The following is a 23,729-nucleotide window of genomic DNA, read 5'->3' as shown; positions in this document are numbered from 1 at the left end:
GCTATAGCTCAGGCGGTTTGAAAACCGGGAGATCATGCCATGGCCAATGTCGTTGTCGTAGGCGCCCAGTGGGGCGACGAGGGGAAGGGCAAGATCGTTGACTGGTTGAGCGAGCGCGCCGACGTGATCGCCCGCTTTCAGGGTGGGCATAATGCGGGCCATACGCTGGTCATCGATGGCAAGGTCTACAAGCTGTCCCTTCTGCCTTCGGGCATCGTGCGCGGCGGCAAGCTGAGCGTCATCGGCAACGGCGTGGTGCTGGATCCCTGGCATCTGGTGGGCGAGATAGAAAAGCTGCGCGGGCAGGGGGTCGAGATCACGCCGGAAAACCTGATGGTGGCTGAAAACGCCTCACTGATCCTGCCGATCCATGGCGAACTGGACCGTGCGCGTGAAGGCCAGACCAGCGTGGCCAAGATCGGCACCACCGGGCGCGGGATCGGTCCGGCCTATGAAGACAAGGTGGGTCGCCGCGCGATCCGGGTGGCAGATATCTTCGACGCGACCACACTGGACACGCGGATCGGGCGGCTCTTGACGCATCACAACGCGCTGCGGGCGGGGCTTGGGCTGGAACCGGTGGACGCTGGGGCGCTGAAGGCTCAGATCCTAGAGGTGGCGCCGAAGATCAAGCCCTATGCCGGCCCGGTCTGGAAAGTGATGACCGAGGCTCGGCGGGCGGGAAAACGGATCCTTTTCGAAGGGGCGCAAGGCGCGCTTCTGGACATCGACTTTGGCACTTATCCCTATGTCACCAGTTCCAACACCATCGCCGGACAGGCGGCAACCGGTGTGGGAGTCGGGCCGACCGCGATCGATTTTGTGCTCGGGATCGTCAAGGCCTATACAACGCGCGTCGGTGAAGGCCCGTTCCCGGCGGAACTGGATGATGCCGATGGCGAACGGCTGGGGACGCGGGGCCATGAATTCGGCACCGTCACCGGGCGCAAGCGGCGCTGCGGCTGGTTTGATGCGGTTCTGGTGCGCCAGACCTGTGCCACCAGCGGTGTCTCGGGCATCGCCCTGACCAAACTTGACGTGCTGGACGGGTTCAAGACCCTGAAGATCTGCGTCGGATATGACCTTGACGGCACGCGGCTGGATTACCTGCCGACCGCCGCCGACCAGCAGGCCCGCTGCCGGCCGATCTACGAAGAGATGGAAGGCTGGTCGGAAACCACCGCAGGGGCGCGGTCCTGGGCTGACCTGCCCGGTGCTGCGATCAAATATGTCCGGCGGATCGAAGAGTTGATCCATTGTCCGGTCGCGCTATTGTCCACCTCACCCGAAAGGGACGACACGATCCTTGTGACCGATCCGTTCGCGGACTGACGGGCGGGGGGGGGGGGACAGAACCTCCCGTTCCTCGATGGGTCAAGTGGCAGTCGGCGCTGAACGCGGCGGAAGGGATGATGATGGCACTCAGCTACAAGGCAAGGCGGCGGTGGTCGCTGGTTATCCTTCTGGTGGGCCTGCCGCTTTACATCGTCGCCGCCGTGACGCTGGTCGGGTGGCTGGAGCGCCCGTCGATCCCTGTGGAACTTCTGATCTATGTCGCCCTTGGCGTTGTCTGGGCGCTGCCGTTCCGTCTGGTCTTTCGGGGCGTCGGCCAGGCTGACCCGGATGCAGAAAGGACCGAGGGTGGTGACCCCCGGTCCTGAGTTCTGGCGGCCTGTCCCTGATCAGGAAAAGCGGCGGGCTTCGGCCAGATAGGGCGAGCTTTCGGCAAGCGTATACTGACCACGGCTGATCTTTTCGATTCGCCCGGTGCGCAACAGGGTGCCAAAGCTGCGCAGTCCGTCTTCGCGGCTGATCGGGCGGCCCCCCACGCTTGCCATCAGGCGGCGCATGAGTTGGGGTCGGGTGAACTGGCCGCGTTTCTCGATGCAGGTGGCATAGGCGGCAGCGGCTTCCAGCATCTCGACCATCGACTTGACGCCAACCCGTTCGGCAAAGCTGGCCAGACCGGCTTCATCCACCTCGGTCAGGTCTTCGTCGCCGTCGTCCTCGTCGTCAAGGTCCGCCTGATTGCCGCCGGGTACCCGTTCCAGCACAAGTTTCCTGTGCGGCTGCGCCGGGGTGCCTGCGGCTGCTCCCATTCCGATCGCGCCTGTCAGACGGCCCGTGCGCAAGGCAACCATCGGCTGTCCGGCGGGCGTCGGCGTGGGGGAAGCCCGGTCAATCCGCTGTTCAGACACAAGCACAAGAGGTGGCGGGCTGACCATGCCCGACCGGATCGTCCCGGGGCGCGGCTCTTGCGGGCGGACCGAGACAGTCTTCCGGCGCGGTTTCACGTCGGCAGGGGGGGGCGTGTCGGGTTGCACCACATGTGCAAGATCATCCCGGTAAGGATCCAGTTTTGCCGTGGCCGAGGATTTTGCATCGCCGGTGGTGGCGCGGTCCGCCTCGGTTGCGACCACAGCGGCCTTGAGATGAGCAATCGAGTCCAGCCGCCGACGGTTTTCGGTGTCGGCCATCACGTCATCAGCCTGCCGCAACAGGCGGGCAACCTCGGCATCTTCACCTGATCCGGCCAGAATGCGGGTCGTGTTCGGATCGGGTTGGTCGACCGGCGCGTCGTCTTCATCGTCGGGATGGATTCGCACCACGCGAGAACTGACACGCTTGGACTTGCCAGCACCCGTTGCCGCTGACGACTGCGGCACGTTTGCCGCCGGGTCTGTCGCACTGTCAGCCAGTTCTTCGGCATCCAGCACAATTTCGTCATCCGAACCTGCGGCGGGCTCGGACATCTGGTCTGCCACGAGTTCCGGGGTCGGATCCTCATCCAGCGCTTCAACCAGCGACGCCGGAACAGCGGGTTCGTCTTCCGGCAGGTTGTCTGCGAAAATGGACTCTGGAACAGCAAGGTCTTCTTCCGACCAGCCAGCCATATCCCGTGCAGCCGACACGTCCCCCTCTGGCATAGACTCGTCCGCCACGGCTTCGACAGGCGCAATTTCTGCCTCAGGTTCCGTCAGATCCGGCTCTGTCCACTCGGGGTCTTCCAGAACCTCAACCAACGCGGCCTCGGCTTCTTCCACCAACAGGCTCGCCGAGTCCTCGACCTGATCTTCTACATAGGTTTCCTGATCGTCGCCAGTTTGCGGCTGTTGCAGCAAGGAGCCAAGCCGGTTCAGCGCATCCGCCCCGGGCGCGCGCGGTGCATCTTCTTCGGCTTTTGTGCTTTCGGGCAGGTCTTCGGAAAAGTCAGCCGTCACGGGGGCCTCGACTTCGGGCGCATCCATGAACTGCTCCAGCAATTCGTCGGGCAACGGCGCCGCGATTGCCGATGGTGTCACGGATTGACGAAGCCGGGCAAGTTTGGCGGCCACCCCCTCCGGGATCACGTCCTGCAGGGATGGCTCGACCGAGGGCTCGTCAACCGCATCGTTCGCATCGTCAGACCCGAAACGGGCCATATCATCGGCATTGTCCTGAAATCTGGCCTGAAGTGGCGCGTCCGTCGCGGACTGGGTGCCGGAGGTGTCTGCGGGCAACGATGTCGCGGTGCCAGCCTTGGGCCGCAGATACACGCTGTTGTCGCGCACCCGTGTGTCGACAAGACGCGACACTTCACGCTCGGCGATGCGGTGCAGCATCGCGGCATCGGGTTGTGGCGGTTCGGCGCCAAAGTACCGGTCTTCGGCGGCAAGGTCGCGGAAATACTCGGCAATCGCCTTCATCGCGTTGAAAGGATCGTCAAAACCTTCCAGCGTGCAGCTGAATGTGCCGTAAGACACCGTCAGAATTTTGCTTTCACTGGTCATGATCGGACAACCTCTCGCCTTGCACTAAGCCGCATTGTAATCATTGGCAGTCCTAATGCATGGACAGACCGGGGTAATTTGATGGATTGATTGTGGCCGGGTGCTGAGAATCCTGCCTTAATTGGATACAGTTTTGCATGAAATCGCCGATTGTCCAGACAACGCAGGGTGTAACCCTTGCCGGGGGTGGTCCGTTTTCGGGTCGCGACCTGTCAATTTGCCGCGCGCGCGCGCCCGTCATGGTGGCGGCTGACAGCGGTGCAGACCGGCTTTTGCGGCACGGCGTGATGCCGGAAGCGGTGATCGGAGATTTTGATTCGCTGTCGGGTGCGGCGCGCTTGCAGGTTCCCCTGTCCCGGCAGCATCCCTTGGCCGAGCAGGAAAGCACCGACTTTGACAAGGCGCTGCGTTCGGTTCTGGCACCGATCGTGCTGGCACTGGGCTTTGCGGGCGCGCGGCTGGATCACGGGCTTGCGGCCTTCAACACGCTGGTTGCCCGGGCCGATCGGCGCTGCATCCTGATCGGGCCGAAGGATATGGCCTTCGCGGCCCCGTCCCGGCTGTCGCTTGGCCTGATCCCCGGCGACGTGCTGTCGCTGTTCCCTATGGCCCAAGTCACCGGGCGCAGCGCGGGCCTCGAATGGCCGATTGCAGGGCTGGATTTTGCACCGAGTGGCCGGATCGGCACCTCCAACCGGGTGGTGGAGCGGAACGTCGAACTTGAATTCGACGCCCCGGGCATGCTGGTGATTCTGCCGCGTCGCAGGCTTGATGCGGCGATCAGGGCGTTGCTGGTCGCGGAGTGACCGGGGGGCTGATCCGGGCTGCCAGCCGTTCGCGGTGGATCATGTAAAGGCCGGAGGCGACGATGACGGCGATGCCGGTCCAGGTCATCGCATTCGGGAAGTCGCCGAAGATCAGATACCCCAGCGCGACCGCGACCACGATCTCGGAATAATGGAGCGGCGCCAGCGTCGCCGAAGGCGCGAATTTCAGCGCATAGGTCATGGACATGTGGCTGACCGCCGCCCAGAATCCCACGCCGAAAAGCCAAAGCCAGTTTATGCCCTCTGGCCAGACCGGATCAAGCGGCCCGATGCCGCTGCCACTGGCAAGAACCATGATCGGCAGGCACAGCAGAAGCCCGGTCCACGAGGTGTGAAACTGCATCGCCACCGGGTGCATGTAGACCGAGATTGCCCGGGTCACCAGCATGTAGAACGCAAAGAAGAATGCCGTCCCAAGCGGCCAGAGCGCGACCATTCCGAAGACCGCGATGGATGGCTGGATTACCAGCAGCGCCCCCGCGAATCCGACCGCACAGGCGGCGATGCGGCGCGGGCCGACATGGTCGCCAAAGATCAGGCTGCCAAGGATCAGAAGGATGAAAGGTTCGACAAAAGCGATGGCAAGGGCGTCGGCCACCGGCATCACCGCAATGCCCGACACGAACGAAAACGTCGAAAGGATCAGAAAGACCGCGCGCAGGAAGGTGAAGGCAAGCGCTCTTGGCGTCAGGCGCAGCGACAGTCCCATGAACAGGACCACCGGCAGCATCAAAAGCCCCTGAACCACAAAGCGCGCGGTCGTGATCTGTCCCACCGGGATCCCGCCTTCGGCAGCAAGTTTGGCTGAAACGTCCAGCAGGGGCGCGATCAGGCAGAAAAGAAGCATCAGGACGATGCCGCGAAGCGTGGTATCCTTGGCCATGGCCCTTGCCTAGCGTGGGCTGGGCAAGGGCGCCATTCTGAAAACGACATCGCTGCTTTTGCCGGTTTGCGAGCAGAGCGGCTTTGCGCCGCAAGCCATTCCACTCGCCTCTGGCGCGCAGGCGCGCCAGCCGGCTCGGCCGATGGGGGCCTCCTGCCCCCAAAACCCCGCCGGAGACACCGCCCCGCGCCACTGCGCGGGGTCTCCGAAAAGGCTTGCCGCGCCTTCTGGCGCGGCTCCGCCTGATTGGTCGGGTCAGCAGTTCGGGACGTTCACGGCAAGGCCGCCGAGGCTGGTTTCCTTGTATTTCTCATGCATGTCGCGCCCGGTCTGGCGCATCGTCTCGATGCAGACGTCAAGGCTGACAAGGTGCTGGCCATCGCCGCGCAGCGACAGACTGGCGGCGGAAACCGCCTTGATCGCGCCAAGGCCGTTTCGTTCGATGCACGGCACCTGCACCAAACCCTTGACCGGGTCGCAGGTCATGCCAAGATGGTGCTCCAGTGCTATTTCTGCTGCATTCTCAACTTGTTCCGGGGTTCCTCCCAGCACGGCGGCAAGCCCGGCTGCGGCCATCGCGGCGGCAGAGCCGACCTCGGCCTGACAGCCGCATTCCGCGCCCGAGATGCTGGCGTTGTGTTTGCATAGGCCGCCAATGGCGGCGGCTGTCAGAAGGAAGTCGCCGATCCGGCTGGTCGAGGCGCCCGGGACGTGGTCGAGATAGTAGCGCAGCACCGCAGGCACCACTCCCGCCGCGCCATTGGTTGGGGCGGTCACCACCTGCCCGCCTGCGGCGTTTTCTTCGTTCACCGCCATGGCGTAAAGCGACATCCAGTCGTTGATCGTGTGTGGTGCGGTCATGTTCAGCCCGCGTTCGGCGATCAGCGCGTCGTGGATCCCCTTTGCCCGACGGCGCACCTTGAGGCCGCCGGGCAGGATGCCGGTGCCTTCCATGCCCCGTGAGATGCAGTCGTTCATCACCTGCCAGATCCGGGCGATGCCGGCGTCAAGCTCTGCGGCAGATCGGAATTTCAGTTCATTCTGGCGCTTCATCGCGGCAATGGTCAGGCCGGATTTCCGGGCCATGTCCAGCATCTCGGCGGCGGTTTCGAACGGGTATGGCACATCGCCGCGGGCCTTGGCTTTCTGGCCGCCCGCCTCGGCCAGTTCCGAGGCGGTCAGCACAAAGCCACCACCGATGGAATAGTAGGTCTCTTCAAGGATCACGTCGCCTTGCGCGTCGGTGGCCTTAAGGATCATGCCATTGGCATGGCCGGGAAGCGCCGGGCCATAGTCGAACAAGAGATCGCTGCCGGGGTCGAATGCCAAGGGCGGCAGGCCCGGCGCCTCGATCTGCCGGGTTTCGCGGATGCGGGCCAAGGCGGCGTCGGCCTTTTCGGCGTCATATGTGGCGGGGTCGAAGCCGGCAAGGCCAAGGATCGTGGCCCGGTCGGTCGCGTGGCCGACACCCGTAAAAGCCAGTGACCCGTGGAGCGCGGCGCGCAACCCGTGAAAGTGGAAGGGCGAGGCCCGCAAGCTGTCAAGAAAGCGCGCCGCGGCGACCATCGGCCCCATCGTGTGGCTGGAAGACGGCCCGATGCCGACCTTGAACATGTCGAAGACAGAAAGAAACATCAGGCACCTGGATTTGTGAAAGGGGTGGGGCCAAGGCCATCGGCCATGGCGACGCGAAGGGCTGCGGGGCGTGCCTCATGCGCGGCAAGAACAGCGCGGAGGTTGGGGAAACCGGCAAGATCGATGCCGTAGGGCGGTGGGGGCAGCAGGATCAGCCAGCGAACCAGAATGCCGATATAGTAGCCCAGAACACCCGGATGCTCGACCGACAGCCATCGCGGGCTCTGCGCGGCGATCATCGCCTCGATCAGGCCAAGGCGGGCCATGATCTGATCATGGGCCGCAGCACGGGCGGCGTCGGTGTTCGCCTCGCCCGCCGGGCGGTGCGGGTAAAACAGCGCAAGTGCCGAGGTGTGCAGTGCGTTCGAGGTGAAGAACAGCCATGACAGGAACGCCCCGCGGTCCGGTTCGTTCGGGCCGGGGGCAAGGCGGCCGGTGCGCTCGGTCAGCCAAAGCAGGATCGCGGCCGTCTCGAAGATCGGGCCGTCAGGGGTTTCCAGCGCCGGGATCAGCCCGACAGGATTTACCCGCCGGAAATCCGGGCTGGCCAGCGCCCCGCCTTCAATGTCGGCAAGGGCGATGGTGTGGGGCAGTTCCAGTTCCTCAAGAGCAAGGCGGACGATGGTTGAGGCGAAATCGGGTGCGTGATGCAGCGTGAGGGTCATAGGACGGAACCTTCTGGCGGGTTTGGCTGTTCGGGCGCGGTGAAGGGATGGGCGCCAAGACCTTCGGCGCGCGCAATCACGGGGGTTTCCACGCGCGCCTCTTGCGCCCGGGCAAGGGTCGCGAGGGTCGGGAAATCGGCAAGGTCGAACCAGCGCGGTGCCTCGACAGGATAAAGCGCGGCCCAGCGGGTCAGTGCAAGCACATATGCACCCAGCGGTCTGGCGGCGGCAAAGAGGCCAGGGTGTCCCCGGGCTGCATCGTCGAGAAGGCCGAAGTGCTGCTGCATGCGGTTGATCATGATTTCGAAATGTCCAGCCTGGGCTTCGGCGGGGCAATATTGATGCGGATAGAAGATCTGGCGCAGGTCGGCATGCGCGGTGTTCGACAGGAAGAACAGCCATCGCAGAAAGATCGACCGGTCGGGGCTGCCAAGCGCCGGGCCGAGGTTGTGGGTGTCAGACAGCCACAGCAGAATGGCCCCGGTCTCGGAAATCGGACCAACGGGCGTTTCCAGAGTCGGGATCAGGCCGGTCGGGTTCAGCGCCCGGTAGTCCTGACTGTCCTGCTGGCGTCTGGCGCGGTCGACCAGCGCTGTGCGATAGGGGATCCCGGCCCCGTCAAGGACGAGGCGAATGATCAGGGAAGCGTTGTCGGGGGCATAATGCAGCCTGTACATCTGGCACCTTCGGGCGTCATGGGCAAACCTCGCGCAAGTCTTGCCCCGAGGCTGGGCGAAAAGCGACCCTCTGAAGACAATCATGCATGACAAGGGGCGGTTGAATGCGCGAATGCCAGCCGGGGACAGATCAAGCGCATGCGGCGGGCCGTCACTAACGTTGACAATGGCCGATCGACTGGCGGCCGGATACGGGCCGCAAGATCGCAGAAGGTTGAACCAGGAAGACCGCCGAAACCGGATCTACGGGGCGGTTGCGCTGGCAGAACCCCCTCGCCCTTGGTTGTCCTTTGCGCTATGCCGGAAAAAAACAGGGGAGTGCTGCCATGACCGCTGAGCTTTCGCCTATCGACAAGGCCAAATATGCCGCAGCGCGCCGGTCGGTGGACTTTGTCGAGAACGGAATGAAGCTGGGGCTGGGAACCGGGTCCACAGCCGCCTGGATGGTGCGGTGTCTGGCCGAACGTATCCGCAACGATGGTCTGAAGGTCACGACGGTTGCCACTTCAAAGCGGACTGCCGATCTTGCGCGGGATCTGGGCGTGCCGGTCATGGCGCTTGATGATGTCAGATGGCTCGATCTGACAATCGACGGCACGGACGAATTCGACCCAAATCTGAACCTGATCAAGGGCGGTGGCGCTGCGCTGCTACAGGAAAAGATCGTCGCCACCGCCTCGGACCGGATGGTCGTGATTGCGGATGCGGCAAAAGAAGTGGCGCAACTGGGCGCGTTTCCCCTGCCGGTCGAAGTGATCCCGTTCGGCTGGCAAACCACCAAGGCGCTGATCGAGGAAACGCTGTTCAGCCTTGATGTCCTGAACCGCGAAGTGAAGGTCCGGCTCAACCGCGGCAAGCCCCTGAAGACTGATGGCGGCAATTACATTCTCGACTTGCACCTGAAGCGGATCGGCAACCCGCGGCAACTGGCGCTGGTGCTGAACCAGATTCCGGGCGTGGTGGAAAACGGGCTGTTCATCGACATCTGCGACATCGTGGTGATCGGCAACGGTGACGGTCGGGTGACGGTGCGCGACATCAATTCCGGCAGGGTCGAGGATACGACGGTCGATCTGGCCCAAAGCGCGAATATCTTCGCTGACCTGGGGGAATGATCGGTTGAGTTTTGACTACGATCTTTTCGTGATCGGCGGCGGGTCCGGTGGGGTTCGTGCTGCGCGCGTGGCGGCGGCCGACTGGGGTGCAAAGGTCGGTCTGGCCGAAGAAAGCCGGATGGGCGGCACCTGTGTCATCCGGGGTTGCGTACCGAAAAAGCTGATGGTTTTCGCCAGCGGGTTCCCGTCCATTTTCGAAGACGCCCGCTCCTATGGCTGGGCGGTCGATCAGGCCGGGTTTGACTGGATGGCCTTTCGCAACCGGCTTGAAGCGGAGCTTGACCGGCTGGAAGGTGCCTATCGCGATACGTTGAAGACCGCTGGGGTCACCATCCATGACGCGCGGGCGACGCTGGTCGATGCGCACCGGGTCCGGCTGGCCAGCGGGGAAGAGTTCAGCGCCAGGCATATCCTGATCGCGACAGGCGGCCAACCTTTCGTGCCTGATTTCCCAGGAGCCGAACTTGCGGTGACTTCGAACGATATGTTCCATCTGGATGCCTTGCCCAAGCGGGCGCTTGTTGTGGGCGGCGGATACATCGCCAGCGAATTCGCGTGTATCCTCAATGGTTTGGGGGTTGAGGTATGCCAGTTCTACCGGGGCGCGCAGATCCTGCGCGGCTTTGATGACGAAGCGCGCGGCCATGTGGCGACCGCGATGCAGGCTGACGGGATCCTGATCCACACCGGCACCGATGTGATGCGGCTGGAAAAGACCCATGGCGGCATCCGCGTCGTGGCTACCGACGGGACCGAACGCGAATTCGATCTGGTGATGTATGCAACCGGGCGGCGGCCCAACACACAGGGCCTGGGTCTGGAAGCCCTGGGCGTCGGCATCGGCCGTCAGGGCCAGATCGCGGTTGATCGGTTCAGCCAGACCGCGGTGCCGTCGGTCTTTGCCGTCGGCGATGTCACCGGCCGGATCAATCTGACCCCGGTCGCGATCCGCGAAGGCCACGCCTTTGCCGATACGGTGTTCGGCGGCAAACCAACCGCGTTTGATCATGAACTTGTCGCCTCGGCCGTCTTCACCCAGCCCGAGATGGGCTCGGTCGGCATGACCGAGGAAGCCGCGCGGGATCAGGAGCCGATCGAGGTCTATGCCACGGCGTTCCGGCCGATGCGGACGGCATTTGCCGGGCGGCCGGACCGGGTGATGATGAAACTGATTGTCAGTCAGACGACGCGAAAGGTTCTTGGTTGCCATATCGTCGCACCCGAGGCCGGCGAGATGATCCAGCTTGCGGCGATAGCGATCCGCATGGGGGCCACGAAAGAGGATTTCGACCGCACCTGTGCGGTGCATCCCACAATGTCAGAAGAACTGGTTACAATGCGCAAACCCACAAGAAGCGCCTGAGGAAGAAACGTGGCTGTGGCATGATGGCTGCTTGATTTTGCGGCCAGAATGACCAGCTAAGGTGAGATACTAAAAGAGAGGTTCTGATCGATGGCAGGTAGTGGCGGTCCCTGGGGCGGCGGTGGCGGCTCGGGCGGTGACGACCGGAACGGGGGCAAGGATGACGAAGACGACCGTCGCGGCGGACGTCGTGGCGAACCCGGCCCCCAGATCCCCGAGATTGACCAGTTGATGAAGCGCGGGCAGGAACAACTGCGCGTGCTGATGGGCGGGCGCGGTCGCGGCGGCATGGGCGGTGGTGGTGGCGGGGGGCCGGGCGGCAGCTCTGGCGGTCCGGTCGTTACCCGGCAGGGCGTGGCCCTTGGGGTGCTGGCGCTGATCGCGGCATGGGGCTTCATGTCCTTTTACACGGTCAGACCGGAAGAACGTTCGGTCGAGCTGTTCCTTGGCGAAAGTGCTGGCATCGGCAATCCGGGCCTGAACTTCGCGCCTTGGCCCGTGGTGACCTTTGAAAAGGTGCAGGTGACCGGCGAACGGACAACCGACATCGGGATCAGTTCCGGTGGCAACGAGTCCGGCCTGATGCTGACGCGCGACCAGAACATCGTCGACATCGGCTTTCAGGTGGTCTGGAACATCGCTGACCCGGAAGGTTACCTGTTCAACCTTGCAGACCCCGAAGACACCATCCGCGCGGTCAGCGAAAGCGCCATGCGCGACATCGTGGCCCGGTCTGAACTTTCACCGATCCTGAACCGTGACCGCGGTGTGATCGCGGCCGATGTGCAGACGGCGGTGCAAGGCACGCTGGACAGCTACAACGCGGGCATCAATGTGATCCGCGTCAACCTGCAACGCGCCCAGCCCCCGCGTGAGGTGATCGATGCCTTCCGCGAAGTGCAGGCAGCACAGCAGCAGCGCGACACGCTTGAGAAAGAGGCGGATGCCTATGCCAACCGGGTGACCGCAGGCGCTCGTGGTGCGGCGGCTCAGCTGGAAGAAGAAGCCGAAGCCTACCGCGCCCAGGCCGTGAACTCGGCGCAGGGTGAAGCCGCGCGCTTCGTCTCGGTCTATGATGAATACATCAAGTCACCCGAGGTGACCCGCCGCCGCCTGTATCTCGAAACCATGGAACGGGTTCTTGGCGGCATGAACAAGGTGATCCTTGATGGCGTGTCCGGTGGCGAGGCAGGACAGGGCGTCGTTCCCTATCTGCCGTTGAACGAACTTGGCCGGTCCGCCCAGCAGGGCGCTGCCGCCACGACGGGAGGAACCAACTGATGCGCGCGATGTATATCATTCCGGCACTGGTGATTGTTGCCGTCATCGCCTTGTCGTCGATCTTTATCGTGGATGAGCGGAAAAAGGCGCTGGTCCTGCAATTCGGGCAGGTGGCGCAGGTCAAGGAAGATGCCGGCCTCGGCTTCAAACTGCCGTTCATACAGGAAGTTGTCTACTACGAAGACCGTATCCTTGGTCTTCAGACCACGCCGCTTGAAGTCACCATGCTGGACGACCGCCGTCTGGTGGTGGATGCCTTCTCGCGCTGGCGGATCGTCGATCTGGTAGAGTTTCGTGAAGCCGTCGGAACCGGCGGTGAAGTGCAGGCCCTGCGCCGGCTGGAGGGGATCGTGAACCCCGCCATTCAGGAAGTGCTGGGTTCGGTGCCGTCCAACCGGGTGCTGTCGGAAGACCGGACCGGCCTGATGAACCAGATCCGCGACATCGCGCGTCGTCAGGCGTCGAACCTTGGGATCGAGGTCATCGACGTGCGTCTGACCCGGACCGATCTGCCGGAACAGAACCTTGAGGCAACCTTTGCCCGGATGCGCGCCGAACGTGAACGCGAAGCGGCTGACGAAATCGCCCGCGGTGGCGAAGCGGCGCAAAGGGTGCGGGCATCGGCAGACCGGACGGTGGTCGAACTCACCTCGGATGCGCGCCGCAAGGCCGAAGTCATCCGCGGTGAGGCTGACGCTGAACGGAACCGTGTGCTGGCAGATGCGTTTGGCCGCGATCCGGAGTTCTTTTCCTTCATCCGGTCGCTGACGGCCTATGAAGTCTCGCTGAAAGGCAACAACTCCAGCATCGTTATGCAGCCTGACAGCAAGTTCTTCGACTATCTGCGCACCGACACCGCACCGGAATTGCGGCCGGGTCCGGCTGCCTCGGATCTGGTTCCCGCCGCGCCATGAGCTTTGTGGTTCTGGCCATCGGGTTGGTGCTTGCAATCGAGGGGCTGGTGCTTGCACTGGCCCCTCGTCGCGTTGAGGATGCGCTGCGGCTCTTGGCCTCCCTCAGCCCGGAACGGCGTCGCCAGATTGGCCTTGGCGCGCTGGCGTTGGGTGTGCTTCTGGTGTGGCTGGTGCGCGGCGGGTGACAAATTCCTTCACATCCCCTTGAGGGGGTGTCGCAGGGTTTGCAATGCGCGCAGCGTTCACTAACTGTGGTGACATCCGGGACAGGCGTGCGGTTCGTATGCCTTCAGCTTCCCGACCGAACGATGAACAGGAGTTTGCATCGTGCCAGATCTTACACCTTCGATCCGGACTGCGCTGCGGTCCAGCACGCTTCTGGCGCTTGTTCTGGGGCTTGGGCTAAGCCTTGCCCCGGTGGACGAGGCGCAGGCCTTCGGCGCGCCGGAAAGTTTTGCCGACCTCGCCCAGGAGATCAGCCCCTCGGTGGTCAATATCACCACCAGCGCCATGATTGCCGGGCCTGCCAACGGGATGCCGATGGTGCCGGAAGGCAGCCCGTTCGAGGATTTCTTTGAGGATTTCAACAATCGCGGTGACCGTGGGCCGCAACGGTCCGAGGCGCTTGGGTCAGGCTTCGTGATCTCGGAAGATGGCTTCATTGTCACGAACAACCATGTGATCGAGGGCGCAGATGAGATCACCATCGAATTCTTCTCGGGCAAGAAGCTTCCGGCGAAGCTGATCGGTACCGACCCCAAGACAGATATCGCGCTTTTGAAGGTCGAGGCGGGCGAACCGTTGCCCTTCGTGACCTTTGGCAATTCCGACCTGATGCGCGTGGGCGATTGGGTGATGGCAATGGGCAACCCGCTGGGTCAGGGCTTTTCGGTCAGTGCCGGGATCGTTTCCGCCCGTGGGCGGGAACTTTCGGGGACGTATGACGATTACCTTCAGACGGATGCGGCGATCAACCGGGGCAACTCGGGCGGGCCGTTGTTCAACATGGACGGGCAGGTCATCGGGGTGAACACCGCGATTCTGTCGCCGAATGGCGGGTCGATCGGGATCGGGTTTTCGATGGCCTCGAACGTGGTCACCAAGGTTGTGGATCAGCTGAAGCAGTTCGGGGAAACCCGGCGCGGCTGGCTTGGTGTGCGGATTCAGGACATGACCCCGGAAATCGCCGAATCCCTTGGTCTGGCTGAAGCGACCGGCGCGCTGGTCTCCGATGTGCCGGATGGTCCGGCCAAGGACGCCGGGATCCTGCCGCGCGACGTGATCACCCGCTTTGATGGTCAGCCGGTCAACGATGCCGGCGATCTGACCCGCCGCGTTGCAGATGCCCCGATCGGAGAGGCTGTGCCGGTCATCGTCATGCGCAATGGCCGGACCGAGACCTTGAAGGTCACGCTTGGCCGCCGTGAAGAGGCCGAGGCGACAGCGATGCCGGCATCTTCCCCCGCGCCGGAAGCCCCGCGCGAGATGGAGATGCTGGGCCTGACACTGGCGCCGCTGGATGACGACATTCGCAGTCGTCTGGGTCTGGACGCCTCGGTCGAAGGGCTTATGGTGACCGCTGTCGATCCGGCCTCTGAGGCTTTTACCAAGGGTCTGCGCGAAGGTGATCTGATCACTGAGGCGGGCCAGCAGCGCGTGGCGCGCTTGCAGGATATTGAAGACAGGATCGCCGCTGCCAAGGCGGCAGGGCGCAAGTCGATCCTGCTTTTGGTCCGTCGCGGGGGTGATCCGCGCTTTGTCGCCCTGTCGATCAACTGACCGTCTGGAACTGTCTGCAAGGGGCGGCTCCCGAGGGTGCCGCCCTTTTGCGTGCCGATTGCACTGCGGCAATCTTGCGAAACCTGCGTTGGGTTTCAGAGGCGCTACGGCTGGTCGCCCGCGCGGGCGCCATCATGGCGAAAGCCGGGGTCCAGCAGGCGGTCCAGCAGCGGTGACAGATCCTCGATCAGGTCGGCCACCACATGCACCACCCCAGCCTCGCGCTGAAGCCGCCCGGTCACGCGCAAAAGCCGCCCGGCGATGACCGCCCGGCGAAAGCGTTCGTAGACCTTCGCCCAGACCACGACATTGCAGGTGCCGGTCTCATCCTCCAGCGTGACGAAGATCACCCCTTTCGCCGTCCCGGGCCGTTGCCGCACCAGCACCAGCCCCGCCACCGTCACCCGCGCCCCGGCAGGCGGTTCCACCAGACGCGCGGCTGGCAGCGCCCGCGGCGGGCGCGGCCAGGATGTTGCGGGTCCGGATATCGGGGGCCGGGGTCGGGAAGGTGGCAGATCGATCATTGGAACAAATATAGAACATTGTGCGTGCAAGGCAAGCGTTTCAGCCTGCTTCACCCTCTGGCAAAAGCCCGGCAACTGACCTATGTCACATTGAAAGAGACCCCAGAGAGGCAGATATGGCGAAGATCACTTATGTAGAACATGGCGGCAAGGAACATGTCGTCGAGGTTGCGAACGGCCTGACCGTAATGGAAGGCGCACGCGACAACGGCATTCCGGGGATCGAGGCCGATTGCGGCGGTGCCTGTGCCTGTTCGACCTGCCATGTCTATGTGGATCCGGCTTGGGTCGAGAAGCTGCCAAAGAAGGACAGCATGGAGCAGGACATGCTGGATTTCGCATGGAACCCCGATCCGGTCCGGTCACGCCTGACCTGCCAGCTGAAGGTTTCGGATGCGCTGGACGGCTTGCGGGTGCAGATGCCGGAAAAGCAGATCTGACAAGGGCCGGGCCGTCAGGTTCCCGGCTCGCGGTCTGCAATATGCGCAGCCTCCGGCTTATCAGGTGTCGGCCCGGCCCAGCCGATCGGCCTTCTTGCGCACCAGCATCGTCCGCAGATCGTGCATCGCCAGCAAAAGTGCGTCCGTTACGGCGTCCAGTTGTGCATCGGTCGCGCGCGATTGCGCCCATTGGGTCGTCAGGTTCATATGATCCACCGCACGCAGGATGTCGTCCACCTCGCGCGCGGCAAGCTGCGACTGGCGCGCGGCCAGCCAGTCGCCGATGGCCTGAAGATCGGCAGCGCTCAACTTGGTATCGCCATGAGGCTTGATGTTGCCATTGCGCACGCTCACCGTCGCGATCTCATCCATTTCGATCCGACGCTGGCGGTTCTCGGTGCTGATGCGAAAGACTGCAGCCCCGTTTTCACGCACCCGAAAGTAGTGGTTGGGAAGGTCAGCCAGCATCGCACGCTCCTGCATCGGGGGTGTCAACAGCACCGGTGGGGCCTGTCGACCCCAAAACTCAGACATGTGCGGCGCAGCATCAGGCACGACGACGTGTTACAGACGCCCGCCACACCCGCCCATTCCTTCAACAGAGCAACGTGGCAGTCAACCCGGTTGCATCAGGGTGGGTTTCTTTGGTCAGATCATGGGGCGGTCTGAAGCAGATCAGACCAGCGAAGCGCAGAAGCCCTGGATACGGCTGCACGCTTCGCGCAAGATCTCATCCGAAGTGGCGTAGCTGACGCGGAAATTCGGAGACAGGCCAAAGGCTGCGCCAAAGACCACGGCCACCCCGGTTTCCTCCAGCAATGCGGTGGCGAACACCTCGTCATTGGTGATGACCGTGCCTGCGGGGGTCGCCTTGCCGATACAGCCCGAAAGGTCGGGGTAGACGTAGAACGCGCCTTCCGGCTTTGGGCAGCGGATGCCCTTGGCCTGATTGAGCATCGAGACCACCAGATCCCGCCGCCCCTGAAACAGTGTGCGGTTCGGTGCCAGAAAGTCTTGCGGGCCGGACAGCGCCTCAAGGGCAGCATACTGGCTGATCGAACACGGATTTGACGTGGACTGGCTTTGCACCGTCCCCATCGCCTTGATCAGCGGCACGGGGCCGGCGGCATAGCCGATGCGCCAGCCTGTCATCGCATAGGATTTGGATACCCCGTTGCAGGTGAGCGTGCGGTCATAAAGGCCGGGTTCCACCTCGGCCGGGGTGCAGAACTCGAAGTCGTCGAAGACAAGGTGTTCATACATGTCATCCGACATCACCCAGACATGCGGATGGCGCATCAGCACATCGGTCAGCGCCTTCAGTTCGGCCCGGGTATAGCCAGCCCCAGTGGGGTTGGAGGGCGAATTGAAGATGAACCACTTGGTCTTCGGGGTAATCGCGGCTTCAAGCTGTTCCGGGGTCAGTTTGAAATCGGTCTCGATCCCGGCAACGACAGGGACAGGTGTTCCGCCAGCCAGCAGCACCATGTCAGGATAGCTGACCCAGTAGGGGGCCGGGATGATCACTTCATCCCCCGGGTTGCAGGTCGCCACCAGCGCGTTGTAGAGGATCTGCTTGCCACCCGTGCCGACCGAGACTTGCGCGGGCGTGTAAGTCAGCCCGTTTTCGCGCAGGAACTTGGCGCAGATCGCGGCCTTCAACTCCGGGATGCCGTCAACGGCGGTGTATTTGGTCTTGCCCGCGTCAATCGCCCGTTTGGCCGCATCCTTGATGTTCTGGGGCGTGTCGAAATCCGGCTCTCCGGCCCCCAGACCGATGACATCGCGCCCCTCGGCCTTCAATTGCGCGGCCTTGGTGGTGACGGCGATGGTGGGCGAGGGTTTGACCCGCGCCAGCGTGTCGGACAAGAAGGCCATCTGCGCAATCTCCAGCGGACTGTTTGCGATTTTCGGCTGCAGGTCTTAGGCTTGCCACCCCACCGACACAAGCGATATCGAATGAAGGAGAGGCGAGATGGCGGAAAATGATGAAACGGCGACTTGGTTTGCCGATGATGTGGCAACTTTCGGCGACCGTTTGCTTGCAGCCCGAGAGGCGGCGGGTCTTGGCCAGGCTGAACTGGCCAGCAAACTGGGGGTCAGGGACAAGACCCTGGCCGCTTGGGAAGAAGACCTGGCGGAACCCCGGGGCAACCGGCTGCAAATGCTGGCAGGGATGCTGAACGTGTCCTTGCGCTGGCTGTTGACCGGGATTGGCGATGACGTGGCAGAGCCTGGCGCGGCGCCGTCCCTGACCCTGCCCGCGCGGCTTGTACTGGCCGACATCGCGCGGATCAGGCAGGACATGCGCAAGCTTGCCAGTGATCTGGAACAGGCGGAGGACCGTCTCAATCTGCTGTTGTTGGCCGAGGAAGCGGGAACACCATGATTGAAACCACCGAAGCGCGCCTGAAACGGATGCTGATGCGGTCCTGGCGGCGCGGAACGAAAGAGATGGATCTGGTTCTCGGCCCATGGGCCGAGGCGCATCTGGCGGGCCTTTGTGCCGATGACCTTGCGCTTTACGATGATCTTCTGGCCGAAAATGATCAGGATCTGATGGCCTGGATCCTTGGCAATGCCGCGCCCCCTGCGCAGCTTGCCCCGCTGCTGAGCCGGATCAGCGCCTATGCCCGCGACCGATTGCTGCGGCAAGGCTAAGGAAAAATCGGCGCCAGTTTACGAAATGTTTGCCCTTTGTGCTGATTCTGTCCCCGCCTGACTGGTGGAGAAACAGTATGACGCACCAAGCCCCGCTGCTGGATGGATCGCTTCGCGCGTTCCTGTCCTGCTATCTTGACAACCTCGCCTTGGTCGAACGCCTCCACCGGCTGCTGCTGGATGTGATCAAGGATGAATTCGAACGCCTCGGGATCCTGGAGATCAACTCGGTTCAGGCATTGCTCCTGTTCAACATCGGTGAAAACGAAGTGACGGCAGGCGAATTGAAATCGCGCGGCTACTATCAGGGGTCGAACGTCAGCTACAATCTGAAGAAGCTGGTGGAACTGGGCTACATGCACCACCAGAGGTCAGAGATTGACCGACGGTCCGTCCGGGTGCGGCTGACCGAAAAGGGCCGCCATGTGCGCGGGCTGTTGTCCGACCTGTTCGCACGTCATGCCGAAGGAATGGAAAAGCGCAATCTTATCGATGCAACCGGAATGGACGATATCAATACCGCGTTGCGCCGGATGGAACGGTTCTGGACCGAACAGATCCGCTACATCTACTGACAGTGGCGGCTGGATTGTGATTGCACGAACCTGGGCCTGCAACACCCTGACACCCCGAACCTTTGCAGCGGCTCAATTGACCTTGCGAGTGGGCAGGAAGGGCAGGGGGGCGACCGGCAGGCCATCCTCGATCAGGCTGCGGGCGTCTTCGGGGCGTGCCTCCCCGTAAATGGCGCGTTCCGGGGCAGCCCCGGCGTGGATACGACGGGCTTCGGCCGCAAAGTTCATCCCGACATACTCTGAATTTTCGGCAATCTGCTTGCGGAGCGCCGCTATCGCCGCCTCGATCTCGGTTCCAGGTGCGGACAGGTCGGGCGGGGCCGTCGGTTGACCGGCTGCGTCATTTTCGCCATCGCGCTGCCGGGCCGGGCGCAAACTTGGGGCCATCAGTTCCTTTTCAACTTCTGCGCCGCCGCAAAGCGGACAGGCAAGTTGTCCTGAGGTCTGCAACGCAACAAAGCCGGCCGCATTCTGAAACCAGCTTTCGAAGCGATGCCCGTCTTTGCACCTGAGGCTGTAGCGGATCATCTTCGGAACCCCATCATCCCTTGCCACGTCGCGCGCTACCGAACGCGCGTGCCGAAAATCTTGGTCGAAACCCAGGAACCGAACCTAGGCAACGCAGCAACGGGGTCAATGGCCCCCCTTTGCTTTCACCGCGTGAAACCTAGCGCGACTTGCGCGCTGTCGCTTCGGCATCGCCCGAAATCGGTGCCGGTCTGCCCTTGGTCGGTGGCACAAAGCTCAAGATCAGCCGAGCCAGATCCGGTTCATTGACAAGTGCCGCTGCCTCGGCCGGGACAAACCACTGGCGGCGACGCTCCTTTGCTTCGGGGAACTTGTCCGCAAGTCTGACCACCCGAAGACCGTAGACAGCAACGGCGCAAGGAACCTGCGTCTGGTCAGGCAAGGATTTGTGGTAGCCAAATCGACCAAGACAAAGCGAGTTCATAACCCCCTCGACCCCTGCTTCTTCCCAGGCTTCCTGAGCGGCGGCGTCTTCAGGGGCAAGGCCCGGCATCGGCCAGCCTTTCGGTATGACCCAGCGGCCAGTGTCGCGGCTGGTGATCAACAACACCTCGACTCCTGCATCACCCAAACGCCAGCACAGTGCCGCATATTGCGTCCTTGCACCCGCCTTGTCGGCACCCGGTGCCGCGATCTTGTCCTGCCAACCCATCACTTGTCCATTTGGCTGCCCGGTGTCCGGGTCTGAGCCGTGCTCTGTATCCTCGGCCTCAATATGGCACGGATTTCCGAAGATTTACAGGGATATCCCATGGATTTGACGTGAAATGCCGTCGGATTATCTGTTTAAGCGACAATTGGCGGAAAGGTTCAGCAGATGCGCGCTTTGATGATCGGATTTCTGGTGGCAATGACCGCTTTTGCAGCTCAGGCGGCGGATAGGTTCAGCTTCGCTTCGATCGACGGTGGCCCGATCAGCCTTGATGACTGGCGTGGCAAGCCTGTGCTGGTCGTCAATACCGCGTCCTTGTGTGGCTACGCCGGGCAGTTTGACGGCTTGCAGGCCCTGCATGAAAGGTTCGGGCCGAGGGGCGTGCTGATCCTTGCCGTGCCGTCGGATGATTTCAACCAGGAGCTTGCCGATGAAGCCGCGGTCAAGGACTACTGCGCCGTGAACTTCGATCTTACCCTACCGATGACCGAGATCACGCAGGTTCGCGGGCGCGGTGCGCATCCGTTTTTCGCATGGGTTCGGAAAGAGACGGGATTTGTGCCGCGCTGGAACTTCAACAAGGTGCTGATTGCGCCCGACGGGACAGTCGCCGCGACCTTCGGCTCGGGGGTGCGGCCGGAAAGCCCGGCGATTGCCGGTCAGATCGAAGCGATGCTGCGGTGAACGCGGAACCGTCTTTGCCCAAGGGCATGGTGAAGGCATCGCCCCTGTTCATCGGATCAGACATCTATCGCAGGTCATCCTACGGCCCCGGTCATCCGTTGCGCGTTGCCCGGGTGTCGACGGTGATGGACATGGCGCGGGCGCTGGGCTGGCTGCCTGCAGACCGGTTTCGCACCAGCCCTCGCGCCAAACCCGCAGCGCTGTGGCTCTGGCACGACCCGGCCTATGTTGCCGCGCTGGAATTGGCCGAAGCCGCGGGTGCAGCCAGCCCTGAAATGCAGTCCCGCTTCAACCTTGGCACCTTGTCCAACCCCGTTTTCCCGGAGGTCTTCCGTCGCCCGGCCACCGGGGCAGGGGGTGTGATGCTGGCCGCCGAGCTGCTGGCCACCACGCCGGGGGCGATCCATGTCCCGGGGGGCGGCACGCATCACGGGTTGCCCGGGCGGGCGAACGGATTTTGTTACCTCAACGACGTGGTGCTGGGGATCAAGGTGCTGCAACGCGCAGGACTTCGACGGATTGTCTATGTCGATCTGGACGCGCATCATTGCGACGGGGTGGAACTGGCTTTTGCAGGCGATCCGCAGGTGCGCATGATCTCGGTCCATGAAGAGGGGCGCTGGCCGTTTTCGGGCGGGCTGGACGACAGCGCCGGCGGATGCGCCTTCAACCTGCCGGTGCCAAGGGGATATAATGACACCGAGGCGCGGGCGGTGCTGGAAGGCTTGATCCTGCCCCGCGTGGCCGAGTTCCGGCCAGAAGTGATCGTGCTGCAATGTGGGGCGGACAGTCTGACCGAAGACCCGCTGTCGCGCCTTTCCCTGTCCAACCGCGCCTATCTGGAGGCGCTGCGGGCATTGATGCCGCTTTGCCCCCGGTTTCTAGTGCTGGGCGGTGGCGGCTATAACCCGTGGTCGGTCGGGCGGCTCTGGACGGCGGTCTGGGGCGTGTTGTCGGGTCAGGAATTGCCCGACCGCCTGCCGGATACTGCGTCCGCGGTTTTGCGCGGGCTTGGCTGGGGTGGGGGGGGGCGGCCAGCGCCGGATGAAACGATGCTGACGACACTGCTGGATCCGCCCCGCGAAGGCCCGGTCCGAGCGGAAATCCGCGATCGGCTGGCAAGGCTGGCGCGACGATGATCCGGGCCTTTCTTGGGATAGCCCTGCCCGATGCCGTCCGCGGGGCATTGGCCGTGCAGCAATTCCTGTTGCCCCTGCCGCGCAAGGTGGACCCGGAAGCGATGCATCTGACGCTGGTCTTTCTTGGCAACTGCCCCGAGCCCGTGCTGGAGGCCGCGCATGAGGGTTTCCAGACCCTCCAATCGGCTCTGTTTACCCTGACGCTTGAAGGCTTCGGCGTCTTCGGCAAGGACAAGCCCCGCGCCGCCTGGGCCGGAATAGCCCCGTCGCCAGAGCTTACGCATTTGCAGGCCAAGGCCGAAACCATCGCCCGCCGCGCCGGATGCCCGATTGAGACGCGCAAGTTCCTGCCGCATGTGACCCTGGGCCGCTTCCCGCCTCCAGCCCCCCTCGACGCCATGCGCCTTGAACGCGCCGTCGCCACCACCCCTTTCCGCGCGGGACCATGGCAGGTGCAGGATCTGACGCTGTGGCAAAGCCACCTGACCCCGAAAGGCGCGCATTACGAGGTGCTGGCGCGTTATCCGCTGGCTTGACAGCAGCTGGGAAGGCTCTCCTCAGAAACCTGAGCGTGTATGGGGCCGGTGTTGCGCAGGCAAGTGATGTGCTGATCGGATACCGGCGCGCCAAATACGGACTGCGAGCCTTTGAAGGTATGACCAATGATCTGCTCTTGATTGAACCGGCGGCGCTTCATGTCCGCCTCCTTCGCTGGAGAACAGACTAACCTTAAAATGCGGACGTTTCAGGGGAGCAGGTCAACGGTCATCCTGCACAGGGCGGGGGGCGCGCCTGTGGGTCAGGCTTTGTCGGCCTGGGCATCTTCTATGTCGTCTCAGACTTCGGATTGTCGGCATCTTCGCAGGCGAGATGGTCGCTGGCCGCTTTTCCCAGTGCCGGTGTTAGGTCGGTCACGCTTCCAGGAATGCCCGCAGTATAGCGAGGCCCGAAGGGCCGGATTTCTCCGGGTGGAACTGGGTGCCGGTGACATTGCCGCGCCGCACCGCCGCCGTAACGGGCAGTCCGTCATACTCATAATCGGCCAGCATGTGCTGGGCTTGCTCCGGTTCGGCGTGAAAGGAATGCAGGAAGTACATCGGCACATTCGGTTGCATGTCCGCCAGAACCGATCCTGCCCAGCCATGCACACCTGCGGGGCGCAAGGGCGCCCAGCCGATGGACGGCAGCTTGCGCCGCGTGCCATCGGGGCGCATTCTTGTGATCGCACGCACCTTCCCAGGGATTAGACCAAGACCCGGTGTCAGGCCGTATTCCTCACTCGTCTCCATCAGCATCTGCATGCCGAGGCAGATGCCCAGCAAGGGTTTGCCGCTGGCCACATAGTCGTGGATGGCTGGCACAAAGCCTCCGGCTGTCAGCCCCGCCATCCCTTCCACAAAAGCCCCAACTCCGGGCAGCACCACCCTGTCGGCCAGTTCAAGGCGCGATGGGTCCGCTGTAACCTCGATGTCGGCGGCCCCCGATACCTCAAGCGCGCGCCGCACCGAGAAAAGGTTGCCCATGCCATAGTCGATCACCACGACCTTCATGGTACTGCCCCCATTTCCCCGCGAAGTTCGGCCAGTGTCGCTCGCCCATAATGCAAGGCATCGGCCA

At 63.1% G+C, this 23,729-nt stretch carries 27 protein-coding genes; 16 read left to right on the top strand and 11 right to left on the bottom strand.

From position 1 onward, the window contains the following. Positions 1 to 39 precede the first annotated feature (39 nt). Together QUV21_RS09130 and QUV21_RS09125 are read left to right on the top strand one after the other, a co-directional pair. Positions 40 to 1,332: an adenylosuccinate synthase gene (locus QUV21_RS09130; RefSeq protein ID WP_300854381.1), complete on the top strand. Its 1,293-nt coding sequence runs from the start codon at positions 40 to 42 to the stop codon at positions 1,330 to 1,332. A gap of 83 nt (positions 1,333 to 1,415) precedes the next feature. Continuing rightward, a complete protein-coding gene (locus QUV21_RS09125) occupies positions 1,416 to 1,661 on the top strand; it encodes a DUF2842 domain-containing protein (protein ID WP_300854891.1) in 246 nt (81 codons plus the stop codon). Between the two features lie 21 nt (positions 1,662 to 1,682). Here QUV21_RS09125 and QUV21_RS09120 read toward each other — a convergent pair whose 3' ends face one another. Continuing rightward, entirely contained in the window at positions 1,683 to 3,770 is a 2,088-nt protein-coding gene (locus tag QUV21_RS09120; RefSeq protein ID WP_300854379.1) for a hypothetical protein, read from the bottom strand. A 137-nt stretch (positions 3,771 to 3,907) separates the two neighbouring features. Between QUV21_RS09120 and QUV21_RS09115 the strand changes: the two genes are divergently transcribed. Next, entirely contained in the window at positions 3,908 to 4,576 is a 669-nt protein-coding gene (locus tag QUV21_RS09115; protein ID WP_300854378.1) for a thiamine diphosphokinase, read from the top strand. On the opposite strand, the gene QUV21_RS09110 is transcribed toward QUV21_RS09115, so the two are convergent. The 4 genes from QUV21_RS09110 to QUV21_RS09095 all read right to left on the bottom strand — a co-directional run bounded on the left by QUV21_RS09110 (position 4,551) and on the right by QUV21_RS09095 (position 8,457). Continuing rightward, positions 4,551 to 5,480 (bottom strand): DMT family transporter, encoded by a 930-nt coding sequence (locus tag QUV21_RS09110; RefSeq protein WP_300854377.1) that lies wholly within the window; start codon positions 5,478 to 5,480, stop codon positions 4,551 to 4,553. The genes QUV21_RS09115 and QUV21_RS09110 overlap by 26 nt on opposite strands. 255 nt (positions 5,481 to 5,735) lie before the next feature. Next, a complete protein-coding gene (locus QUV21_RS09105) occupies positions 5,736 to 7,115 on the bottom strand; it encodes an L-serine ammonia-lyase (RefSeq protein WP_300854376.1) in 1,380 nt (459 codons plus the stop codon). Continuing rightward, positions 7,115 to 7,780 carry a glutathione S-transferase family protein gene (locus tag QUV21_RS09100; protein ID WP_300854375.1) on the bottom strand — a complete coding sequence of 222 codons (666 nt, stop codon included), beginning with the start codon at positions 7,778 to 7,780 and terminating at the stop codon, positions 7,115 to 7,117. Before QUV21_RS09100 ends, QUV21_RS09105 begins: the two co-directional genes overlap by 1 nt. Beyond that, positions 7,777 to 8,457, bottom strand: coding sequence for a glutathione S-transferase family protein (locus QUV21_RS09095; RefSeq protein WP_300854374.1), 681 nt, complete (start codon positions 8,455 to 8,457; stop codon positions 7,777 to 7,779). Before QUV21_RS09095 ends, QUV21_RS09100 begins: the two co-directional genes overlap by 4 nt. A 326-nt stretch (positions 8,458 to 8,783) precedes the next feature. Here QUV21_RS09095 and rpiA point away from each other — a divergent pair, with 326 nt between their 5' ends. From rpiA to QUV21_RS09065, 6 genes are all read left to right on the top strand, one after another. Next, entirely contained in the window at positions 8,784 to 9,572 is a 789-nt protein-coding gene (gene rpiA / locus QUV21_RS09090) for a ribose-5-phosphate isomerase RpiA (RefSeq protein ID WP_300854373.1), read from the top strand. Positions 9,573 to 9,576: 4 nt separating this feature from the next. Continuing rightward, positions 9,577 to 10,935, top strand: a complete 1,359-nt coding sequence (gene gor, locus QUV21_RS09085) for a glutathione-disulfide reductase (RefSeq protein WP_300854372.1) — start codon at positions 9,577 to 9,579, stop codon at positions 10,933 to 10,935. A 90-nt stretch (positions 10,936 to 11,025) separates the two neighbouring features. Next, on the top strand, positions 11,026 to 12,216 hold the full coding sequence (hflK, locus tag QUV21_RS09080) for an FtsH protease activity modulator HflK (protein ID WP_300854371.1): 1,191 nt from the start codon (positions 11,026 to 11,028) through the stop codon (positions 12,214 to 12,216). Continuing rightward, the gene (locus QUV21_RS09075; protein ID WP_300854890.1) at positions 12,213 to 13,130 is read left to right on the top strand and encodes a protease modulator HflC; all 918 of its coding nucleotides are present in this window, start codon (positions 12,213 to 12,215) and stop codon (positions 13,128 to 13,130) included. The genes hflK and QUV21_RS09075 overlap by 4 nt, the downstream gene beginning before the upstream one ends. After that, positions 13,127 to 13,315: a DUF2065 domain-containing protein gene (locus QUV21_RS09070; protein WP_300854370.1), complete on the top strand. Its 189-nt coding sequence runs from the start codon at positions 13,127 to 13,129 to the stop codon at positions 13,313 to 13,315. The genes QUV21_RS09075 and QUV21_RS09070 overlap by 4 nt, the downstream gene beginning before the upstream one ends. Before the next feature lie 142 nt (positions 13,316 to 13,457). Then, on the top strand, positions 13,458 to 14,909 hold the full coding sequence (locus QUV21_RS09065; protein WP_300854369.1) for a DegQ family serine endoprotease: 1,452 nt from the start codon (positions 13,458 to 13,460) through the stop codon (positions 14,907 to 14,909). 104 nt (positions 14,910 to 15,013) lie between these two features. Here QUV21_RS09065 and QUV21_RS09060 read toward each other — a convergent pair whose 3' ends face one another. Further along, on the bottom strand, positions 15,014 to 15,433 hold the full coding sequence (locus QUV21_RS09060; RefSeq protein WP_300854368.1) for an OB-fold nucleic acid binding domain-containing protein: 420 nt from the start codon (positions 15,431 to 15,433) through the stop codon (positions 15,014 to 15,016). Between the two features lie 116 nt (positions 15,434 to 15,549). Here QUV21_RS09060 and QUV21_RS09055 point away from each other — a divergent pair, with 116 nt between their 5' ends. Next, the gene (locus QUV21_RS09055; protein WP_300854366.1) at positions 15,550 to 15,873 is read left to right on the top strand and encodes a 2Fe-2S iron-sulfur cluster-binding protein; all 324 of its coding nucleotides are present in this window, start codon (positions 15,550 to 15,552) and stop codon (positions 15,871 to 15,873) included. A gap of 60 nt (positions 15,874 to 15,933) precedes the next feature. On the opposite strand, the gene QUV21_RS09050 is transcribed toward QUV21_RS09055, so the two are convergent. Together QUV21_RS09050 and QUV21_RS09045 are read right to left on the bottom strand one after the other, a co-directional pair. After that, positions 15,934 to 16,341, bottom strand: a complete 408-nt coding sequence (locus QUV21_RS09050) for a hypothetical protein (RefSeq protein ID WP_300854364.1) — start codon at positions 16,339 to 16,341, stop codon at positions 15,934 to 15,936. A 207-nt stretch (positions 16,342 to 16,548) separates the two neighbouring features. Continuing rightward, positions 16,549 to 17,751: a pyridoxal phosphate-dependent aminotransferase gene (locus tag QUV21_RS09045; RefSeq protein ID WP_300854362.1), complete on the bottom strand. Its 1,203-nt coding sequence runs from the start codon at positions 17,749 to 17,751 to the stop codon at positions 16,549 to 16,551. 97 nt (positions 17,752 to 17,848) lie between these two features. Between QUV21_RS09045 and QUV21_RS09040 the strand changes: the two genes are divergently transcribed. From QUV21_RS09040 to QUV21_RS09030, 3 genes are all read left to right on the top strand, one after another. Then, positions 17,849 to 18,262 carry a helix-turn-helix domain-containing protein gene (locus QUV21_RS09040; protein ID WP_300854360.1) on the top strand — a complete coding sequence of 138 codons (414 nt, stop codon included), beginning with the start codon at positions 17,849 to 17,851 and terminating at the stop codon, positions 18,260 to 18,262. Next, a complete protein-coding gene (locus QUV21_RS09035; protein WP_300854358.1) occupies positions 18,259 to 18,534 on the top strand; it encodes a succinate dehydrogenase assembly factor 2 in 276 nt (91 codons plus the stop codon). Before QUV21_RS09040 ends, QUV21_RS09035 begins: the two co-directional genes overlap by 4 nt. 77 nt (positions 18,535 to 18,611) lie before the next feature. After that, on the top strand, positions 18,612 to 19,109 hold the full coding sequence (locus QUV21_RS09030; protein WP_300854357.1) for a winged helix DNA-binding protein: 498 nt from the start codon (positions 18,612 to 18,614) through the stop codon (positions 19,107 to 19,109). Between the two features lie 72 nt (positions 19,110 to 19,181). Here QUV21_RS09030 and QUV21_RS09025 read toward each other — a convergent pair whose 3' ends face one another. Both QUV21_RS09025 and QUV21_RS09020 read right to left on the bottom strand, forming a co-directional pair. Further along, complete coding sequence (locus QUV21_RS09025) at positions 19,182 to 19,637, bottom strand: DUF1178 family protein (protein ID WP_300854356.1); 456 nt, start codon at positions 19,635 to 19,637, stop codon at positions 19,182 to 19,184. Between the two features lie 139 nt (positions 19,638 to 19,776). Beyond that, positions 19,777 to 20,289, bottom strand: a complete 513-nt coding sequence (locus tag QUV21_RS09020) for an NUDIX hydrolase (RefSeq protein ID WP_300854354.1) — start codon at positions 20,287 to 20,289, stop codon at positions 19,777 to 19,779. Between the two features lie 165 nt (positions 20,290 to 20,454). On the opposite strand from QUV21_RS09020, the gene QUV21_RS09015 reads away from it, so the two are divergent. The 3 genes from QUV21_RS09015 to thpR are packed head-to-tail and all read left to right on the top strand — an operon-like array spanning position 20,455 to position 22,648. Then, positions 20,455 to 20,973: a glutathione peroxidase gene (locus QUV21_RS09015; RefSeq protein ID WP_300854351.1), complete on the top strand. Its 519-nt coding sequence runs from the start codon at positions 20,455 to 20,457 to the stop codon at positions 20,971 to 20,973. A 26-nt stretch (positions 20,974 to 20,999) separates the two neighbouring features. Then, positions 21,000 to 22,112 carry an acetoin utilization protein AcuC gene (locus QUV21_RS09010; RefSeq protein WP_300854889.1) on the top strand — a complete coding sequence of 371 codons (1,113 nt, stop codon included), beginning with the start codon at positions 21,000 to 21,002 and terminating at the stop codon, positions 22,110 to 22,112. Beyond that, positions 22,109 to 22,648 carry an RNA 2',3'-cyclic phosphodiesterase gene (thpR, locus tag QUV21_RS09005; RefSeq protein WP_300854349.1) on the top strand — a complete coding sequence of 180 codons (540 nt, stop codon included), beginning with the start codon at positions 22,109 to 22,111 and terminating at the stop codon, positions 22,646 to 22,648. Before QUV21_RS09010 ends, thpR begins: the two co-directional genes overlap by 4 nt. Positions 22,649 to 23,023: 375 nt before the next feature. On the opposite strand, the gene hisH is transcribed toward thpR, so the two are convergent. Beyond that, positions 23,024 to 23,662, bottom strand: coding sequence for an imidazole glycerol phosphate synthase subunit HisH (hisH, locus tag QUV21_RS09000; RefSeq protein ID WP_300854348.1), 639 nt, complete (start codon positions 23,660 to 23,662; stop codon positions 23,024 to 23,026). Positions 23,663 to 23,729: the final 67 nt, after the last annotated feature.

The sequence above is a fragment of the Tabrizicola sp. genome (genome assembly GCF_030373185.1).
GTDB lineage: Bacteria > Pseudomonadota > Alphaproteobacteria > Rhodobacterales > Rhodobacteraceae > Tabrizicola.
Note: the sequence above shows the minus strand (reverse complement) of the source record. Positions and strands in the feature narration are given on the sequence as shown.

What these genes read in the sequence shown, in the direction of transcription:
- QUV21_RS09130 (WP_300854381.1), top strand. Translation starts at nt 40, where the DNA reads ATGGCCAATGTCGTTGTCGTAGGCGCCCAGTGGGGCGACGAGGGGAAG.
- QUV21_RS09125 (WP_300854891.1), top strand. Translation starts at nt 1,416, where the DNA reads ATGGCACTCAGCTACAAGGCAAGGCGGCGGTGGTCGCTGGTTATCCTT.
- QUV21_RS09120 (WP_300854379.1), bottom strand. Translation starts at nt 3,770, where the DNA reads ATGACCAGTGAAAGCAAAATTCTGACGGTGTCTTACGGCACATTCAGC.
- QUV21_RS09115 (WP_300854378.1), top strand. Translation starts at nt 3,908, where the DNA reads ATGAAATCGCCGATTGTCCAGACAACGCAGGGTGTAACCCTTGCCGGG.
- QUV21_RS09110 (WP_300854377.1), bottom strand. Translation starts at nt 5,480, where the DNA reads ATGGCCAAGGATACCACGCTTCGCGGCATCGTCCTGATGCTTCTTTTC.
- QUV21_RS09105 (WP_300854376.1), bottom strand. Translation starts at nt 7,115, where the DNA reads ATGTTTCTTTCTGTCTTCGACATGTTCAAGGTCGGCATCGGGCCGTCT.
- QUV21_RS09100 (WP_300854375.1), bottom strand. Translation starts at nt 7,780, where the DNA reads ATGACCCTCACGCTGCATCACGCACCCGATTTCGCCTCAACCATCGTC.
- QUV21_RS09095 (WP_300854374.1), bottom strand. Translation starts at nt 8,457, where the DNA reads ATGTACAGGCTGCATTATGCCCCCGACAACGCTTCCCTGATCATTCGC.
- rpiA (WP_300854373.1), top strand. Translation starts at nt 8,784, where the DNA reads ATGACCGCTGAGCTTTCGCCTATCGACAAGGCCAAATATGCCGCAGCG.
- hflK (WP_300854371.1), top strand. Translation starts at nt 11,026, where the DNA reads ATGGCAGGTAGTGGCGGTCCCTGGGGCGGCGGTGGCGGCTCGGGCGGT.
- QUV21_RS09070 (WP_300854370.1), top strand. Translation starts at nt 13,127, where the DNA reads ATGAGCTTTGTGGTTCTGGCCATCGGGTTGGTGCTTGCAATCGAGGGG.
- QUV21_RS09060 (WP_300854368.1), bottom strand. Translation starts at nt 15,433, where the DNA reads ATGATCGATCTGCCACCTTCCCGACCCCGGCCCCCGATATCCGGACCC.
- QUV21_RS09055 (WP_300854366.1), top strand. Translation starts at nt 15,550, where the DNA reads ATGGCGAAGATCACTTATGTAGAACATGGCGGCAAGGAACATGTCGTC.
- QUV21_RS09050 (WP_300854364.1), bottom strand. Translation starts at nt 16,341, where the DNA reads ATGCTGGCTGACCTTCCCAACCACTACTTTCGGGTGCGTGAAAACGGG.
- QUV21_RS09045 (WP_300854362.1), bottom strand. Translation starts at nt 17,751, where the DNA reads ATGGCCTTCTTGTCCGACACGCTGGCGCGGGTCAAACCCTCGCCCACC.
- QUV21_RS09040 (WP_300854360.1), top strand. Translation starts at nt 17,849, where the DNA reads ATGGCGGAAAATGATGAAACGGCGACTTGGTTTGCCGATGATGTGGCA.
- QUV21_RS09035 (WP_300854358.1), top strand. Translation starts at nt 18,259, where the DNA reads ATGATTGAAACCACCGAAGCGCGCCTGAAACGGATGCTGATGCGGTCC.
- QUV21_RS09030 (WP_300854357.1), top strand. Translation starts at nt 18,612, where the DNA reads ATGACGCACCAAGCCCCGCTGCTGGATGGATCGCTTCGCGCGTTCCTG.
- QUV21_RS09025 (WP_300854356.1), bottom strand. Translation starts at nt 19,637, where the DNA reads ATGATCCGCTACAGCCTCAGGTGCAAAGACGGGCATCGCTTCGAAAGC.
- QUV21_RS09020 (WP_300854354.1), bottom strand. Translation starts at nt 20,289, where the DNA reads ATGGGTTGGCAGGACAAGATCGCGGCACCGGGTGCCGACAAGGCGGGT.
- QUV21_RS09015 (WP_300854351.1), top strand. Translation starts at nt 20,455, where the DNA reads ATGCGCGCTTTGATGATCGGATTTCTGGTGGCAATGACCGCTTTTGCA.
- QUV21_RS09010 (WP_300854889.1), top strand. Translation starts at nt 21,000, where the DNA reads ATGGTGAAGGCATCGCCCCTGTTCATCGGATCAGACATCTATCGCAGG.
- thpR (WP_300854349.1), top strand. Translation starts at nt 22,109, where the DNA reads ATGATCCGGGCCTTTCTTGGGATAGCCCTGCCCGATGCCGTCCGCGGG.
- hisH (WP_300854348.1), bottom strand. Translation starts at nt 23,662, where the DNA reads ATGAAGGTCGTGGTGATCGACTATGGCATGGGCAACCTTTTCTCGGTG.